This window comes from Salinicoccus cyprini (genome assembly GCF_007713705.1).
GTDB classification, from domain to species: domain Bacteria; phylum Bacillota; class Bacilli; order Staphylococcales; family Salinicoccaceae; genus Salinicoccus; species Salinicoccus cyprini.
This window is the reverse complement of record NZ_VMSJ01000001.1, coordinates 137,111-153,980: the sequence shown is the minus strand read 5'-3', so window position 1 is coordinate 153,980 and position 16,870 is coordinate 137,111. Positions and strand designations below refer to the sequence as shown.

Annotated in this window: 19 protein-coding genes; 6 read left to right on the top strand and 13 right to left on the bottom strand. The window is 51.5% G+C overall.

Going from position 1 to position 16,870, the window contains the following annotated elements:
* Positions 1-8: 8 nt before the first annotated feature.
* Both FO441_RS00775 and FO441_RS00770 read right to left on the bottom strand, forming a co-directional pair.
* Entirely contained in the window at positions 9-818 is an 810-nt protein-coding gene (locus FO441_RS00775; RefSeq protein WP_145284383.1) for an ABC transporter permease, read from the bottom strand.
* Positions 819-1,056: 238 nt separating this feature from the next.
* The gene (locus tag FO441_RS00770) at positions 1,057-1,815 is read right to left on the bottom strand and encodes a MerR family transcriptional regulator (protein WP_145284380.1); all 759 of its coding nucleotides are present in this window, start codon (positions 1,813-1,815) and stop codon (positions 1,057-1,059) included.
* A gap of 158 nt (positions 1,816-1,973) precedes the next feature.
* On the opposite strand from FO441_RS00770, the gene FO441_RS00765 reads away from it, so the two are divergent.
* Together FO441_RS00765 and FO441_RS00760 are read left to right on the top strand one after the other, a co-directional pair.
* On the top strand, positions 1,974-2,201 hold the full coding sequence (locus tag FO441_RS00765; protein WP_145284378.1) for a spore coat protein: 228 nt from the start codon (positions 1,974-1,976) through the stop codon (positions 2,199-2,201).
* A gap of 27 nt (positions 2,202-2,228) precedes the next feature.
* A complete protein-coding gene (locus FO441_RS00760; RefSeq protein ID WP_145284376.1) occupies positions 2,229-2,528 on the top strand; it encodes a spore coat protein in 300 nt (99 codons plus the stop codon).
* A 45-nt stretch (positions 2,529-2,573) separates the two neighbouring features.
* Here FO441_RS00760 and FO441_RS00755 read toward each other — a convergent pair whose 3' ends face one another.
* The 4 genes from FO441_RS00755 to FO441_RS00740 all read right to left on the bottom strand — a co-directional run bounded on the left by FO441_RS00755 (position 2,574) and on the right by FO441_RS00740 (position 6,110).
* Positions 2,574-2,990 (bottom strand): MarR family winged helix-turn-helix transcriptional regulator, encoded by a 417-nt coding sequence (locus FO441_RS00755; RefSeq protein ID WP_145284373.1) that lies wholly within the window; start codon positions 2,988-2,990, stop codon positions 2,574-2,576.
* Positions 2,991-3,182: 192 nt separating this feature from the next.
* Positions 3,183-3,977: a hypothetical protein gene (locus tag FO441_RS00750; protein WP_145284370.1), complete on the bottom strand. Its 795-nt coding sequence runs from the start codon at positions 3,975-3,977 to the stop codon at positions 3,183-3,185.
* Positions 3,955-5,508 carry a hypothetical protein gene (locus FO441_RS00745; protein WP_145284367.1) on the bottom strand — a complete coding sequence of 518 codons (1,554 nt, stop codon included), beginning with the start codon at positions 5,506-5,508 and terminating at the stop codon, positions 3,955-3,957. The genes FO441_RS00750 and FO441_RS00745 overlap by 23 nt, the downstream gene beginning before the upstream one ends.
* A gap of 95 nt (positions 5,509-5,603) precedes the next feature.
* The gene (locus tag FO441_RS00740) at positions 5,604-6,110 is read right to left on the bottom strand and encodes a competence protein ComK (protein ID WP_145284363.1); all 507 of its coding nucleotides are present in this window, start codon (positions 6,108-6,110) and stop codon (positions 5,604-5,606) included.
* 209 nt (positions 6,111-6,319) lie between these two features.
* Here FO441_RS00740 and FO441_RS00735 point away from each other — a divergent pair, with 209 nt between their 5' ends.
* The 4 genes from FO441_RS00735 (at position 6,320) to FO441_RS00720 (ending at position 7,790) form a co-directional block, all read left to right on the top strand.
* A complete protein-coding gene (locus FO441_RS00735) occupies positions 6,320-6,799 on the top strand; it encodes an RNA polymerase sigma factor (RefSeq protein WP_145284360.1) in 480 nt (159 codons plus the stop codon).
* Positions 6,800-6,883: 84 nt separating this feature from the next.
* The gene (locus FO441_RS00730) at positions 6,884-7,090 is read left to right on the top strand and encodes a spore coat protein (RefSeq protein ID WP_145284357.1); all 207 of its coding nucleotides are present in this window, start codon (positions 6,884-6,886) and stop codon (positions 7,088-7,090) included.
* An 18-nt stretch (positions 7,091-7,108) separates the two neighbouring features.
* Positions 7,109-7,459 carry a spore coat protein gene (locus FO441_RS00725; protein WP_145284354.1) on the top strand — a complete coding sequence of 117 codons (351 nt, stop codon included), beginning with the start codon at positions 7,109-7,111 and terminating at the stop codon, positions 7,457-7,459.
* Between the two features lie 139 nt (positions 7,460-7,598).
* Complete coding sequence (locus FO441_RS00720) at positions 7,599-7,790, top strand: YkvS family protein (protein ID WP_145284350.1); 192 nt, start codon at positions 7,599-7,601, stop codon at positions 7,788-7,790.
* A gap of 516 nt (positions 7,791-8,306) precedes the next feature.
* On the opposite strand, the gene FO441_RS00715 is transcribed toward FO441_RS00720, so the two are convergent.
* The 7 genes from FO441_RS00715 to FO441_RS00685 form a co-directional block, all read right to left on the bottom strand.
* A complete protein-coding gene (locus tag FO441_RS00715) occupies positions 8,307-9,161 on the bottom strand; it encodes a bifunctional UDP-sugar hydrolase/5'-nucleotidase (RefSeq protein WP_145284347.1) in 855 nt (284 codons plus the stop codon).
* A 36-nt stretch (positions 9,162-9,197) separates the two neighbouring features.
* Complete coding sequence (locus tag FO441_RS00710; RefSeq protein ID WP_145284344.1) at positions 9,198-10,553, bottom strand: TrkH family potassium uptake protein; 1,356 nt, start codon at positions 10,551-10,553, stop codon at positions 9,198-9,200.
* Positions 10,554-10,770: 217 nt separating this feature from the next.
* The gene (locus FO441_RS00705; RefSeq protein ID WP_145284341.1) at positions 10,771-12,330 is read right to left on the bottom strand and encodes a S1C family serine protease; all 1,560 of its coding nucleotides are present in this window, start codon (positions 12,328-12,330) and stop codon (positions 10,771-10,773) included.
* A 44-nt stretch (positions 12,331-12,374) separates the two neighbouring features.
* Positions 12,375-13,178, bottom strand: a complete 804-nt coding sequence (locus tag FO441_RS00700) for a TerC family protein (protein WP_145284338.1) — start codon at positions 13,176-13,178, stop codon at positions 12,375-12,377.
* Positions 13,179-13,434: 256 nt separating this feature from the next.
* A complete protein-coding gene (locus FO441_RS00695) occupies positions 13,435-14,991 on the bottom strand; it encodes a peptide chain release factor 3 (protein WP_145284336.1) in 1,557 nt (518 codons plus the stop codon).
* Positions 14,992-15,001: 10 nt separating this feature from the next.
* Positions 15,002-15,241, bottom strand: coding sequence for a YueH family protein (locus tag FO441_RS00690; protein ID WP_145284333.1), 240 nt, complete (start codon positions 15,239-15,241; stop codon positions 15,002-15,004).
* On the bottom strand, positions 15,228-16,715 hold the full coding sequence (locus FO441_RS00685; protein ID WP_145284330.1) for a UDP-N-acetylmuramoyl-L-alanyl-D-glutamate--2,6-diaminopimelate ligase: 1,488 nt from the start codon (positions 16,713-16,715) through the stop codon (positions 15,228-15,230). Before FO441_RS00685 ends, FO441_RS00690 begins: the two co-directional genes overlap by 14 nt.
* Positions 16,716-16,870 lie beyond the last annotated feature (155 nt).

The following is a 16,870-nucleotide window of genomic DNA, read 5'->3' as shown; positions in this document are numbered from 1 at the left end:
ACTCTCCTCTATAAGTAGTCAATCAGCCTGTATCTGAATTTCATGTGCAGATAGCTGCCGAGTATCAGTATGAACATTGTGATGCTCCAGAAATACAAGTGGTCTGCACCATCACCATAGATGATGCCGTCACCGTAGATCATGGCGTTCCTGTAGTTCTGCACAAGATAGGCGAAAGGATTGAGGTCGGAGACAATCTGGAGCAGTCCGCCCCTCTCATCCGCCTGCCAGAATATCGGGGTGAGAAAGAAACCCATCCGGATGAAATTCTGCAGTACATTCCGGAAGTCCCGGACCAGTATGATCAATGTACTCATTACAAGCGTGATTGCGAAAATAAGTGCAAAGGAAGCAATGACGAAATATGCAAGGCTCAAAAAATACAGCGGGTTCACATATTGGTTGACCACCGATACCAGCCCGATGATTACGGTCATGAAAATAAGGTTGATCAGGCTGTTCGTATAGGAAATCGAAAGGAGCACACTGGACGGAAAGCGCATCTTTGTGACCAGACCCAGCTGAGCATATATGGCATTCGAGCCGATATTGATCGCCTGGGAGATGAAGAGCCACGGAAACAGCCCTGAAATCAGATAGATGATGAATGGAATTTCAGCATCCGGTGCTGTTGCCCCTCTCAGCCCGAGACCGAAAATCATGTAGTAGATTGCCGCCTGCATCAATGGCTGGAGAATATTCCAGAAAAGACCCAAATAGTGATTGGAATATTCACTTTTAATATTGTATATGGAAAGCTTCCATATCAGATGGAGGTTCATATACTGCTCTTTCAATAGATTGCTTAAATGATTCATATCCCTACCTCTATCGCTGTGACGTTCTGTTCAAACTTCAATTTATACGGCAGCCTGCACGGACAATTGCCGCACAGATACTTTATAAAGTATTATACATATATTTTTTCACTCTTTCCCCATAAATTAATGATCTAACCCCATTTTGTTTCCTGCGAAAGCAAAAGTACCAGCTGAAATGTCATACATTTCAGCTGGTACTGGTATCAATTTTCCGGAGACAGCATACCCGCATGCTCTACTCATCCATATGATCTACGATCGCATCCCTCAGAAACTGCGCAGCTCCGGGTGCAATGTCATCATAGTATTTTCTGAACCGCGGATCCTCTACATACATCTCGGCAAGTCCCTGATGCGCCGCCTTCGAATAGTCGGTCCAGGTGTACATCAGCCACTCCTTGTGCAGTGTGGCCGCCTGCCGATACATTTCTTCTGACGGTTCAGGGCTCGTTGCGCCTTCCTTCAATATACCAGCCAACCTCTGTTCGAGTACGTTCATCTCATTATGATCCTGTTCGGTCATGTTCATCCATTTACGATTGGACTGGCGGATGGTCTCCTCACCGTATTTCTCCCTGATCTCCTCACCGTACTTGGCTTCGTTCTCTTCAAGCTTCCGTTTTTTGAACCCTTCGAATTTCTCCTGATCACTCATCTGAGCGCCTCCTTTTTTCGACCGGATGGTCTTCTCCACGTTGCTGATCTGTTGTGCGATCCGATCTTGTTCTTTGAGGAGTTCAGCATGATGGTGCTCCAGTGCAGCCAAAGCATCGAAATCCGGGTCATCCATGATGCGCTTTATTTCTTCAAGCCGGACACCGAGCGCCCGATAGAAAAGGATGAGCTGCAGACGGTCGACCGTCTCCCGGCCATAGATGCGGTAGCCGCCTTCGCTGATCCGGGTCGGCTTCAGGAGATCGATCTGATCATAGTATCTGAGTGTCCGTGTGCTGACGCCTGCCAGAGCGGCGAGACCCTTCACTGTATATTCCATTCATTTCCCTCCTCGATTTCCATGATGAACGATGACGCTGCGTCAATGTCAACACCATTATAGCTTCTTTACAGAGCAGTGTTTACATCGAACCGCTCAGGGTAATCCTATTATTAGGCAGACACCCCTGCTTCAGACAAATCAAGAGGAGGATCGACATGGCTAAAAAAGATAGCAAGAAAAAATCAGATAATGTGGATAAACCGGACCTCGCGGTGCATGAAACCATCGAACTGCACGAGGTCATGACAGTCAAACAGGCGTCACTGATGAAAGCCGGCCTGATGGAATCACTCGTCGAGGACAGCAAACTCCGTGAAATCGTCCGCAAAGAGAAGAAACTGTCGAAAAAAGCGATCAATGAAATCCAGGAACTGCTGCCATAGAGGCAGGGAAAGAGAGGAGATGACAGGATGGAAATCGAAGAACAGCTTGAGAAAGCCGGAGAAAATAGAGACGAACTGATTGCGACCGAAATGCTCGTGACCGCCAAAGCGGCTGTACGCACATATGCGGTGGCGCTGACCGAGGCTGCGACGCCGGAAGTCCGCAACGTACTGAAGCGCCAGCTGACACAGGCGATCAATCAGCATGCGCGCATCGCGGATTACATGATGGAGAACGGCATGTACCATGCCCACGATGTTAAGGACCAGCTGAAGCATGACAAGAAGAAAGTGAAGACCGTGAAAAAGCTCGTCAAAGATAAATAGACAGAAGACCCTATGGAAATGGTCATTTCCATAGGGTCTCTTTTGTCATAGATGTATTTTTTCGAGGATGTCTGTCAGTGCTTTCTTTTCGTCACGATTCAAATCTTCAAGTACATCGTCTGTCATTTCACATATACTGTCTTCAAGTTCATCCAGTGCGTCCCTGCCCTGTTGTGTGACCTCCAGGTAGGAAGCTCTCATGTCGTCCCGGTTCTGCCGCTTGATCAGGTAGTTCTGATCAACGAGCTTCTGAACGGCACGCGAAATGGATGTCTGTTCGCGCTTGAGCCGATTGATCAGCACTTTCTGTGTCAAACCGGGCTCCTCTGCAACCATCTCTATGATGTACAGCTGTTCTCTGTTCAGTACGCCCTTACTGGTTTTGAACTCAGCCAGATGATCCACTTTGGCATTAAGCAGATAAATATATCTGCAGACGTTGCGTGTGTTTAATTTACCCATAATTGTCGACCTGCTTTTCTTGACATATTATTCAGTAGTGTACAATATATCAGGATGAAAATTCTGCCGAATGCTGCACATTCAGCAGGGCTCCCTATACACTTCGTGGAAGAATATCCTACTCTGTCTTCATTATACACTGAAATAAGTTGTGCACAATATAGTTTTGCAGAAAGTTTTGTCAATTGTATTTCAGCGGATGTTCTCGAGCTGGGCGCGCTCGATATATCCGATGGAGCACTGCTCGCCGAGCTGTACATATGTCGGCAGATGCATGTCGCTGCTTTCAAGATACGTACCCGAAATCTGGAACTTGCCCATGATGACGACCAGACGATGAATCAGCGTCGCAACGAGGTTGAGGTGGTTCTGTGAAATGGGCGGGTGGTTCAGGTGGATCAATGGATTGCACGGATTGCGGGAAGGGAACATGATCGTCCGCACCCATTTCAGCTCGGAGTCACTCAGCGCGTCCCGTGTCTTCAGTTCTATGTATACGATCGGGTTGCGTCCTGTTTCCCGGAACGCTTCCTGATACTGTGTGCCGAAATGGAAGATTTCGATGCCTGACAGTTCCCGTCGTATCAGGTACTGGTCCGCATCCTGCTGGACGAAGAACACCGTCCCCGGCACCACAGCGAGTGCATTCAATGCCTCATCGTACTTTTCAACCGCCTGGACCACTTTCGAATAGTCGAGCAGTGTCTGATTCGCAAGCGTCGATGCGACATGCTTTGCAGTCAATGTAATGCTGATATGTATATTGCTCATGTAGACCTTGTCGATGTCGCAGAATAGCGTGGACAGTCTGAGACTGTCATGTCCGACACCTTCATGGCCTTTTATAGTCAAGTCTTCTGCCATATTCCATGTTGTAAGATCCGCGCCCACAATATGTTCGATGAGATGCTTCACTGTAGATTCCGCATCGATATGGATGGTTTCTATTTTGAGCGCGGTATCCTTAACTTTTACCTTGAGCTTCATTCAAGGCCCTCTCTTTCTCATACTCTAAGATGTTTGATAATATATCCACTCTCAATCTGACAAGTTCAGGGTCTTCATATAAAGATCGTACTTTTACATTCTTAAGCTGGCTGCCCGACTCGGGCATCCGGCTGGTGACGAATTCGACAAAAGTGATTGCGAAATCCTCTTTCGGGTTGGTTGCCTGGTACGGTTCAAAGAAATCGTTGACGTTGTTGTTGTAGAATGCCTGTCGTTCCGGATCCGACTTGTATTTATTTTCAATCCACGCCTCGCCATACTGGCTCCAGAACCTGTCGATGAAATCCGCCATCAGCGTGTCTTCCTTCAGATATTCAAGCTCTGTATCATCATGGTTGAAATCCTCGATCGGCAAGGAATAGACGTGGGCGAACTCATGAATCAGCGTGCGGTATTCGCTCGGCCGATCCTGATTGTCGCGGATGTCCATGGCGAACGTGACCCCGGCTTCGGTGATATCGACAAACGCCAGCATACTCCCTTCCCCATCGGAGAAGAGTTCGAACCGGTTGATGGTGTCGATATATTCATTCGGGAAGAAGGTGGTGATCCTGTCCCAGATCTCCGCGTATTCTTCCTCGGAACCGACGGGCAGCGGCGTGTGGACTTCCGCATCCGTGAGCGCAAAGTCCCGGACGGTATAGGTGATGTACTCCGTCTGTGTACGGTTTTCCACAAACAGATGCGGCGCATCATCTATATCGATATATGTCCGGAGCGCCTCGAGATGGTCATCGCCGAGCTCCCGGCATTCTCCGATGGTGCTGCAGTCGGCATGGTCCACCGCCTGATCCGGGTCGATATATGTATCATATGTCTCGTCATTGCCGGTGAGCCCGAGTGCATACAGGATCCCGAAGGTGAGCAGTGCCAGCAGGGCGCTGATGGCGACCAGCTGCGTGAGGACGCGCAGGACGGCGTGGTACGGCGGTCTGACGGACTCCCGGCGGGTGCGCGCGACGGGTGTGGATTCAATGATGCCCTGGGCTTCCAGTATCTCGCTGATCTCTTTCATGTGGGCGTGATACTCCGGCACGCCGGAATCCGTCAGCACGTAGTTGTCGATGCCCGTTGTGCTGTAGGATGCATACTCGCTGCACGTGAAGACGATGACTGGAACCGCGCCCCGCCTTGCATGGTTGAGCAGCAGTCTGAAGTCGCGTTCCGATATGTCCGTCGTCAGGACAAGCAGATCGATGTCCTGAAGCTTATCCAGGCGGTTGCTGCTCGCAGTTTCGAACACGTTGCTGCCCGGTACGACGGTGTCGCCGTCGATTGTACCGTAGGATGCGGACACACGGCCGGCAATGCGCGGATCCACTCCATATGTGCGCAGGGACCGCTTCAGCACTTTCGTCTGCTGCGTGGCTTCGGTGCTGAAATTGGTATGCAGATGGACGGTGTGGCGGGAATGGCTGCCGATCAGCTTGGCCACTTCGTGTCCGCCGATGAATGGCACAGTGCCAGCTTTCTGATCGATATAAATGCCGCCGGCTGCAAGAATCTTCATGTCACTGCCTCCATCCATAAATTCATTATGCTAAAGTTTATGCAAAATTTGAAGTAAAATATACAGAAAAATAAATTAACTGGGTGCATTTGCCGTCAGACATTCGGCATCTGGTGGCTGCGTGTGATGTAGAGGGCACTCTGCTCCTTTATTTTCGTCGACCGGTCGAGCACTTTGAGCGCTTTCTCATACTGCTTCTCGCACATTCTGTAGTCGGCTGCCACCCCCTTCATCATACCATGATTGAAGTGGATCATCGTCATGCCATCATCCGATGGCTGAAATTGCAGGAAATGATGCAGATTGACCCAGAACGGATTGCGGGTACGGCTGACGGTAATCGGAAAGAGTACAAACTGGATGCGTTCATCGACGACGATCGGTCCCATCCGGTGGATGCCGTGCGCCGCCTTCAGATGTGCGCGCTTCGCACTCAGATTGGTGGCGTGGCAGTAGATGAGCAGTTCATCGATCAGCGTTTCACTCGGCTGCCTGGACGGGACGGGTGCCTCGCCATGATAGACCGCCTGGCATAGGAACTCCGGATGCTGCAGCGTTTCGATGTAGCAGACTCCGGGATTGAGCAGTGATGTTGTAAGCATGGTTCACCCCTTTGTTTATTTGCAACGTCAATTATACCCTAATTTCACTTTATATAACATAATATTAACAATATTTAATAAAATGTTAACTGCTAGTGGGAGTTAGTGCGTTTTTTTGTATGCTGGTGCGTTCGCCGGTGTCGCGGGTTTATTTTAAGATACAGTCATCCGGAAATAAACGATGTATCGATGCGTCACAGGACGACAGTATGAATGATAAGATAATAGGCTACGAACCGATGATCTACAGCATCATGGCACGGCTCAACATCCAGTTCGACCAGGACGACTATATGCAGGTGGGCCGCATGGCGGTGTATAACGCACTGTCCACCTACGATGATATTGCAGCAAAAGGCGCGACGGAATCACAGTTCGTGTACACCCGCATCTACCAGCGCATGATCGACGAGATCCGCAAAGTTTCGAAATATACGAATGCCGTCAGTGTGACGGTGGACGAGCTGTTGTACGAAAGTGTCGGCGGCCGCGCGGATCATCTCGGCTTGTTCGAACTTGAAGGCGTGCATCACTCTCTCGATCCGAATGAGCTGCTGTGGCTCTCCTATACTGTAAAAGGCTACAGTGTACGGGAGATTGCCGGGATGTCCGGCTATAGCGTATCGAGCGTGAAGAACTGGCGGAAGTCGGCGCGTCTGAAACTGCGCAGGCTGTTTGATGAATTTTGAAAGTTGTGATTATTTTAATGGAGGGTGTCTGATGCGGCAACTCATGGTATTCTTGTGTCCTATAGGGAATTTGGGAGGCAGGTCATGGCAGGGAAAGAGAATGATAATGTTGAACTCGGTATCCATGAAACATTGGAGCTTCACGAAGTGACCACGCAGCGACGGTCCAATCTGCTGAAGGCGCATATGATGGATGCAATTGTGAAAGATCCGGAGCTCAAGAAACTGCTGCGTCGGGAGCGGCAGAACTCCGAAAAAGCCATAGATGAGATTGAAACATTTCTACCATAGATCAGGGAGGCCCCAGTGATGGAACTTGATGATATTTTGAAAAATGCCGGCGGAAAGACTGACGAGCTGATTGCGACGGAACTGCTCGTCTCATCGAAAGCCACCGTCCGTGCGTATGCAGTGGCGCTGACGGAAACAGTCAATCCGGAAATACGCGACATGCTGAAGCGGCAGATGTCCCAGGCGTTGAACCAGCATGCACGCATTACAGACTACATGGTCGCCCATGACATGCTTCACCCGTTCGACCTCGAAAAACAGGTGAAGAAGGACAAAAAGAAGCTGAAGCGTACACGTAAGATTCTGGCAAAAAGCGCGCAACCGAAGTCCCGCAACTTCAGGATGCACCGCCGGCGGATTGAAGTGTAGGCCTATTGTTTCGGAGCTTGGGGCCGGAGACGAAAGTGTAAGCGGTTACTTTTATTTTTGCGAATCAGACCTTGTATGGATTGAAAAATTCGTAAAAAGTAGTATAATGTCTTACATCATTGATGTGGAGGTATGACGCATGGAGGAAGTAGAAGTAGAAGCTGCGAAAGTCGGAAATATCGTGGAATTTGATGGTATGAGAGGCAAAGTCGAGAAGGTGAATGAAAACTCGGTCATCGTCGACATTACAATCAACGATAGTTTCGATGAACATGAGATGTTTGAAAAAACAGTAGTCAACCACAAACGTTATAAAATCATCGAAGGTTAATTTCTCTGATCGTCAATGCCGTTTCGGGTTTATGGTTTAGGGTTTCGGCCTATGCCGAACGTCGTTGAAGCAGCTATAGATGGAGACGAAGCCGCCCCCTGGCAGACTGGATTTGTTCCAGTTTGTGCGGAGGGCGGCTTTTTGTGCTGGTTTGATACGATTTGTTTGGCCGGTGGCAGGGTTATCAGGCTAACTTGCCATGGCGGCAGCTACGATGGTGAATTAACCCTCTAACTCGCCATGGTAACGCCTACGATGGTGAATTAACCCTCTAACTCACAATGGTAACGTCCACGATGGTGAGTTGGCCCTCTAACTCGCCATGGCAGCGCCTACGATGGTGAGTTGGCCCTCTAACTTGCCATGGCGCCGCCCACGATGGTGAATTAACCCGCTAACTCACCATGGTAACGCCCAAGATGGTGAATTGGCCCCGCCGTCTCACCCCACCCCACACCCGACTCCACAAAAAAGAAGCTTACCCACGAGGGGGAAGCTTCTTTTCCGCTCCACATCCTACAGATGATAATGCACAAGATCGAGCATACGCTGGTCATCGCTGAGCTGGGAGATTTCACGGTCGATGCGCGCTACGGAGTGGTTCAGAAATTCGTAAGTGGTGGTGCGTGTCTTGAAGCTGAGCTCGACATGCATGACTTTTCCGGTGTGATGGTGATGATACCTTGGGATGTTCTGTCCGTCTTCGATCGAAAAGGTCTCATATTCATTCTCTTCGAGATCTTCGCCTTCACAGCTGCCGGTGATGAGCAGACCGACACCCTCCATGTCATCGACGATGGCGTCGATTTCATCATCGGCGTCCGAGATGCAGACGATGACGTAGTCCGGATCTTCCGTATCGTATATATAGCGGAGCCAGCGTTTTACCGAGTTGCCGAGTGATGATACGTGGAGTGTCGGGTGTTCATTTTCAGCTTCAGGACGGAAGGACCCGCCATATCCGCTCAGGATGGCGAGCTTCATGCCATTGATGTTGTATATTTCGTACGGTTCGCCGAAAAATGGCTCCTTTGTCATCGGATGGGTGATGTTGCAGTTCATCCATGGGAACTTCGAAAAGCTCATCGTGCGGCGCAGATGGGAGATGTTCGACATATCCTGGTGGTTGAAGACGCCGAAGCTGTAGCCCATGTAGTTCATGGCGGTAATCGACGGGTTGCGTGGCGCGATATACTCCTGGTCGATGCCGAGTGTCCCGCCGAGATCGCACAGGAGGATGTGATGGTTCTCCTCGAGGGAGACTTCCCGCTTGTATCTCGATACTTTGGACAGTGTCACACCGGGCGCCCTCCCCAGTCTGCGGTTGATGTGCTGTGTCAGGATGAGGCTGACACTGAAGAACTCTTGCATAATCTCACTGGCCCCTTTCATATTTCAAAATGAAGTCTAGCCGATCAGGATGCGTTCTTTAGGGAAGTGGTACGACAGTTCCTTCTGGCGTCCGGCCATCGAGAACAGGAATGATATGAAGCCGATCCGGCCGATGAACATGAAGATCATGACGATGACCTTGCTCGGAGAGGACAGATCATCGGTGATGCCGGTCGACATGCCGCACGTTCCGAACGCGCTGGTTATTTCAAAGATGATATCAATAAGGTCGAACCGGCCGTCCTCGAACAGCACGACGGAGAGGATGCCGGTGAAGACGAGCAGTGTTGCGAGCGTAATGACGGCGAAGGCACGATGCAGATCCTCCTTGGCAATCTCGCGATTGAAGATCCGGATGTCCGTCCGTCCTCGACTGAATGCGATGAGGAACAGGATCAGCAGCGCGAATGTGGTCGTCCGGATGCCGCCGCCGGCAGAACTTGGCGAGGCACCGATGAACATGAAGGCACTCATCATAAGCTGGGTGCCATCACTGAACTGGCTCGGATCGACGGTTGTGAGTCCCCCGCTCCGCGTGGTTGCTGAAGCGAACAGGCTGTTCATCATCGTCTTGAACCACGAATCAGTCAGGAAGTAGTGCTGGGATTCCATGACGAAGATGAAGAATGCACCGATGAAAAAGAGCAGTCCGTACGTCAGCGTGGTCAGCTTGGCAAACAGTGTAAAGCGGAAATTCTTATGCTGCTTGCTCAGGAACCGCTGCAATTCGATCAGTACCGGATATCCGATGGCACCAAGGATGATCTGGATCATGACCGGCACCTGCAGTATGTATGCCTCTTCGAATCCGAGCAGCGAGTTGCCGAACAGGTCCATGCCACCGTTGGTTGTCGCGGAAACTGACAAAAATATGCCATGCATGACCGAATAGTACAGATCGTTGGAATTGATCATAAAGTAGGCGAAATAGATGATTGCCCCGACGATTTCAATTACGAGGAGCGTCCGGATGATCTCAAGCACCAGCTTGACCGCACCTGAAAACTTGTACTGGTTGTTGTCCACAGCAATCTGTACACGCTCACGAAGACCGATGCGCCGGCCGAACAGCACCCACACCATCGTTCCCATCGCCATGATGCCGATGCCGCCGAGGTTCATGATCAGCATGATGACGGCGTACCCTGCCGTATTGAATGTCTCGGATATATTGATGGATGTCAGTCCCGTTACCGACAGTGCCGATGCGGCGACAAAGATCGTATCGATCAGTGCCGTACCTTTTTCACCGCGATACAGGATGGGAAGGCTGAGAACGGCGCTCGCTATGAATAATGCAATAAGATAGTATAAAAATATGCCCCGCTGTGGAGTGAGGGAATCCAGAAACCTCTCCAACCACTTGAACATTGCGATCCCTTCTTTCCGATGCACCCGATTCGTCTGATGCTTTCAAAAATACACCTCATTATTACGCACCGCGAACATGCATGTCAAGGTAAGTTTCGAGTCAGTTCTCTAGTACCCTCTCTCTGCTGCTGCCAAGCATATGAAAAACCCCCCTCCAAAGTTTCCACTTTCAAAAGTGTCCATTCCGGAGGGGGATTTTCATTCTGATACTTTCATTCTATTCGAGTGTTGCTGTAGTCGTCTGGAGTTCACCATTGCGGTAGTACTCGATCTCGAGTTCTTCGCCCTGGGCTTTTTCGTAATAGAGGTATTTCCTCAGCTCAAGCATGTTCTCCACCGGCTCGCCGTCCAGCGATACGACGACGTCCAGTGCTTCGAGTCCGGCTTCGGCAGCAGGCGTGCCTTCCTCAACATTGCTGATGATGACACCGGAATTGACATCGTCCGGCAGATTCATCTGGTTGACCAGCACTTCAGCCGGTACAGTATAGAGATCCTGGAGCATGACGCCGAGGTAAGGGCGCTGCACTTCACCGTTCTCTTCGAGCTGGGTGACGATCTGTTCGACTTCATTCACTGGAATCGCGAAGCCAATGCCTTCGACTGTCGGCATGCTGATCTTCATGGAGTTGATGCCGATCAGGTTGCCGGCCTGGTCGACAAGTGCACCACCGGAGTTGCCGGGGTTGATGGCAGCATCAGTCTGAAGGACATTGGCTTCCCAGTCATAGTTGCCGTCGGTATCGATATCGACCGGCACACTGCGGTCAAGACCGGAGATGATGCCTCTCGATACAGAGCCTGAGAAGGCCTGGCCGAGCGGAGAACCGATGGCGATTGCTGTTTCACCGACAAGCAGCTCGTCGCTGTTGCCGAAATCGATCGCGTTTTCAATGTTGCCACGCTCGACACGAAGGACAGCCAGATCGGTCCAGACATCGGTACCGATCAGTTCAGCAGTCAGCTGGTCTCCATTTTCAAGATTGACCTGAAGTTCTTCTGCCCCTTCCACTACGTGGTTGTTCGTGACAATGTAGGCATACTCATCAGTCAGCTTGTAGATGACACCGGAACCGGTGCCCGCTTCCTCGGGTTCACTTTCAGGAACCTCCTGGTAGCCCGGTACAATCTGGCCGGCCTTCTGCAGATTGATGACCGATACGACCGACTGCTTGGCTCTTTGGATCGCAGCAGTTATATCGGAGATCTGCTTGTTCTCGTCACCGCTCTGCTCCTGGAGCTGACCTTTGATATCTTCGATTTCCTGGCGGTTTTCTTCAGAAACGCCGTCGTCCGGATTCCCGGTACCGCCACCGTCATTATTATCATCAAAGACGTTGAACAGGAGGAGCATGGCGAGTGCACCGATCAGACCGGCAAGGAACGGCAGGAGCAGGCTGCCGAGACAGCCTCTTCTGCGGCCGCCTCCGTTGCCATTTCCATCTGATGGACCGCGACCGGACGTATTTCCTGGGGTGCCTCCCATGCTGGCCGGTGCGCTGTTGTCCCTGTAGCCCTCTTCACCGGGAGCATAGTCGCGCGACCCGTCTGCCTGGCTTCCCTCATTTTCACGCTCTGCTGCTGCATACGTCGTGTCCGCTCCATCCGCTGATGGATCCTGGACTGTATCATAGTGGTTTTCTGATGAAACGGTGTCTGTAGTATCTTGTGGTGTCTGATCCGGTCCATTGATTTTCTGTGAACCATCGTCTGAAAATACACGTCTATTCCGACGATACTGATCTTTTGGAATGATGTGCTTCTGTGATCTTTCCAAAGGCGACCCCTCCTAATAAGTTTGTGTCCCTCATTATAGAGATTTTAGTGGAGGCTTTCCACTTTTTTACCGTTATTGTCGTCATTGCTCAGGAACCAGCCGGCTGCAATGATGATGACCATGACTGCCCAGAAGATGAGTTTCCATGTGACAGAGTGCGGGAAATCATGCGGAATGACGTGGATGGCATCGTGTGCGAGTGTCAGCACGGCAAGTTTGACACCAACCCAGCCGACGATGATGAATGCGGCCACTTCGAGTCCCGGCTTCCTGTTGAGCAGTTCGACGAACCACGTGGCAAAGAAACGCATGATGATGACACCGACAAGACCACCGATCAGCATGACCGTGTACTGCCCGGCGTTGATGCCGAAGAAATCTCCTCCGACTTCAGGCAGAGCCAGCGCGATGGCTGCGGCTGCCAGAATGGAGTCGATGGCAAATGCGATGTCGGCGAGTTCAACTTTGAAGACCGTAAACCAGAAGCCGCCGCCCTTCTTCTTCGCTTCGTCAAGCACGACACCTTCCGTACCGGCTGTCGGTTCTTCCGGCTCCTTCTCACCCTGCTTCAGCTTGATGAGGTGTGAAATCGATACATAGAACAGGTAGAGTGCACCTGCTGCCTGCATCCACCACCACTGTACGAGCCAGACGAGCAGCAGTATGGCGACCATACGGAACACGAATGCCCCGAGCAGCCCGTAGAAGAGTGCTTTCTTGCGACGGTCCTTGTCGAGGTGCTTTACCATGACAGCAAGGACGACCGCGTTGTCTGCTGCGAGCAGACCTTCAAGTACAACGAGTACGACAAGTACCCATGCATATTCGAGTAGAACTGCAAAATCCATATCCTTATTCCTCCTTTTTCTGGTATGAACACAAAAAGACCCTGATCCAGGAATGCCTCCACTTGTGGCAGGCATCCGGTCAAGGTCTCACGATACAATACAGCGTATTGCTCAATGTACCGGGAATTATCCGTCATGACGATACATTGATGGGTCGCCCCATTCGTTACTCCCCTTTTCCGATGAAAAGGTGCGTGTTCAGTTTTATTACCTATCTAAATATAGTCGATTTGACGACTGAAGTAAAGCAATTATGCTAGAGCAGGTTGTAGAGTTTTATTTCCGGATATTTCTCGCTGAACCAGCGCATCGCAAATTCGTTTTCGAACAGAAATACCTGGTTGTCATAGCGGTCGAGCACGAGGTTGGCGCGGGCACTGTTCATCGCATCCGTGATCGCTTCTTCATTTTCAATCCAGCGGGCAATCTTCTTGCCGACCGGCTCCATGATGACGTCCGTGTTGTACTCGTTCTTCATGCGGTGTTCGAACACTTCGAACTGCAGCTGGCCGACGGCACCGAGTATCGGCTGGTTGGTGTGCATCGTCTTGTAGTACTGGATGGCACCTTCCTGCACGAGCTGCTCGATGCCTTTGTAGAAGTGCTTCTGCTTCAGCACGTTTTTGGCGGAAACTTTCATGAAGAGCTCCGGTGTGAAGCGTGGCAGCTCCTCGAATTCCACCTTGCTGCCGTGATAGAGCGTATCACCGATCTGGAAGTTGCCGGTGTCGTACAGACCGATGATGTCGCCGGCAAAGGCTTCGTTGACGGTTTCGGTATCATCGGCCATGAACATCGTTGCGCGGTTCAGCTTGCTCTTGCGGCCGGTACGGGCGAGCGTGACCTCCATGCCGCGCGTAAACTTGCCGGAGACGACGCGCAGGAATGCCAGGCGGTCGCGGTGGCGCGGGTCCATGTTGGCCTGGATCTTGAAAATGAAACCGCTGAAGTTTTCGTTCGTCGGCGCGACTTCCGTTTCTGCCTTCGTCTTCCTTGGTGTCGGCATCGGCGCATAGTCGACATACGTATCGAGGAACTCCTCGATGCCGAATGTGGATAGTGCGGAACCGAAGAAGACCGGTGTCAGATCCCCTTTTGAAATTTTCTCACGGTCGAAGGCGTCCCCTGCCTCCTCGACCAGCATGAACTCCTCGATGGCTGTCTGGAATGCTTCATCCGCCTGGATGGCATGATCCTCCTCGAGCTCATAGTCATCATCAAGAGTCAGTTTGTCCGCTTCGCGGTACGGATTGATGGTACGGTCCTTGCGGTTGATGATGCCGAAGAAGCTCTGTCCCATGCCGATCGGCCACGTCATCGGGTACGTCTCGATTTCGAGTGTCGATTCGATCTCCTCAAGCAGCTCGAACGGCTCCTTGCCCATGCGGTCGAGCTTGTTGATGAACGTGAAGATCGGGATGCCGCGCATACGGCACACTTTGAAGAGCTTCAGCGTCTGCGGCTCGATACCCTTTGCAGCATCGATGACCATGACGGCCGAGTCGACGGCGAGCAGCGTCCGGTACGTATCCTCCGAGAAGTCTTCGTGCCCCGGTGTATCAAGAATGTTGATCTTGTAGCCGTCGAAGTCGAACTGCATGACGGAGCTCGTCACACTGATGCCACGTTCCTGCTCGACCTTCATCCAGTCCGAAGTCGCGAACTTGCCGCTCTTCTTCCCTTTGACCGTTCCGGCCTGGCGGATGGCACCGCCGAACAGCAGCAGCTTCTCGGTCAGTGTCGTCTTCCCGGCATCCGGGTGCGAGATGATGGCGAACGTCTTTCTTTTTTCTATTTCATGAGTCAAATCCATAATTTTCTCCTTACTTGGTAGAGGTTGCTTCGGTAATGTCGCGTGCAACGGTTTCGCATGACGCCTCATCCACTACATTGAACAGGTGGATGACAATCTCTTCGAACTGGTCTTTTGTATCGAGCGACCGGCTGTATTCGATGCTGAAATTGACATCCGGTATGCTGACGATATACGTACCGCGGGTGTCATGCGTGAAAATGAAGGCCTCGATCGCCTGTTCTTCGATATGGGTTTCAATCTGTTGCATATTCTTCACTCCGGTACTTGCGGTAGGCGCGGTCGAGCGCAATCAGATCGTCGCGGTGGGGGATCTTGACGTAGTTCTCCATGATCTGGTACGGTTCGCGCCCCTTGCATGCGAGCACAATCGTATCGCCGGGCTCTGCGATATCGATGGCATATTCGATGCCTTTTGTACGGTCGGTGAATGAATGGTAGTTGTCATGTGCAGCACCGGCTTCGAGCGCACGGACGAGCATTCCGGGATCATCGTTCGCCGGGTTGTCGGGCGTGAATATCGCCACATCCGCCCGTGTTGATATGCGTCCCATCTCCGCCGCCTTCGACAGGTCGCGCTCGCCGGTCATGCCGACGAGGAAGATCAGCCGGCCTGTGACGAACGGCTCGATCGTATCGATGATCTTATCAAGCGCGTCCGGCGTATGCGCAAAGTCGATGATGATATCGACCGGCAGCGTCTTATCGAGTACTTCAAGACGTCCCTCCACCGGCGCCATCGTGCTGACGGCCTGGACGACGCGCGGCAGCCTGTAGCCCTGGAGCCATTCGCTGATGATGGCGCACATCAGGTTCTGTATATTGAAGTGGCCGATGAACGGCGATTCGACGTGGAACGGCCCTTCCGGTGTATTGAGTGTGAAGTTGAAGCCTTCGAGCGTCCCTTCGATTTCGGACGGCCAGAAGTCCGCCTCATCCGTCATGCCGTATGTGATGGCTTCATGCGCGGTCATCGTCCGGTAGCGCTCCGTCCAAGGATCATCATGGTTCAGCACGAGGTATTTGCGGTCCTTCATGTTCTGCCCCATCTGTGAGAACAGCAGGCCCTTCGTGTAGCCGTATTCATCCATCGTATTGTGGAAGTCGAGATGGTCCTGCGTCAGGTTCGTGAATATGGTGATATCATAGTCGATGCCGTACGTCCGGCCGATCTTCAGTGCATGGGAGGAGACTTCCATCGTAAATACTTCCGTTTCCCGCTCATGCGCCTCGTGGAGCCGCTTGTGCAGGCGCGTCGTCTCCGGCGTCGTATTGGCGCTGTCGTAGCGGTCTTCATTCAGCATGAAGCCGTTCGTTCCGAGGTAGGCACTGTTCTTGCCGAGTGCCCGGCTCAGATTGTGGATCATGGTTGCGACTGTCGTCTTGCCGTTCGTGCCGGTGACACCGATCATCGTCTGGGTCTCGTGCGGGAATTCATATATATATTCCGCAAACAGCGCCGCCACTTTGCCCGGGTCCCTGACGACCAGCAGGCCGATTGTATCCGGCAGTGCCGTGTAGCGGTCGCTCACGATGAAGCGGCATCCCGATTCGATCGCCTGGGGGATGAAATCGAAGCCATCCCGCTGGTAGCCTTTGATTGCGACGAAGACGGAATTCTGATCCACTTCGCGCGAATCCACTGTAATATGGGAGACAGTTTCCGGGAAACTGCCGTATGTCTGCTTTATTTTCAAAAGGGAAATCAAAGTCCTCGAATTCATGTTCCAAGCCACCTTTCAACTTTTATATTATACAATATAAGGGGGCGCTTTAATAGTAGTAATTGACAGAGGGTACCCGTCGTAAGTATCATCAAAACGTACTACAATACTTTATAGGATACACGCTTTGCGACAGGCATTGCGTCATATAGGTG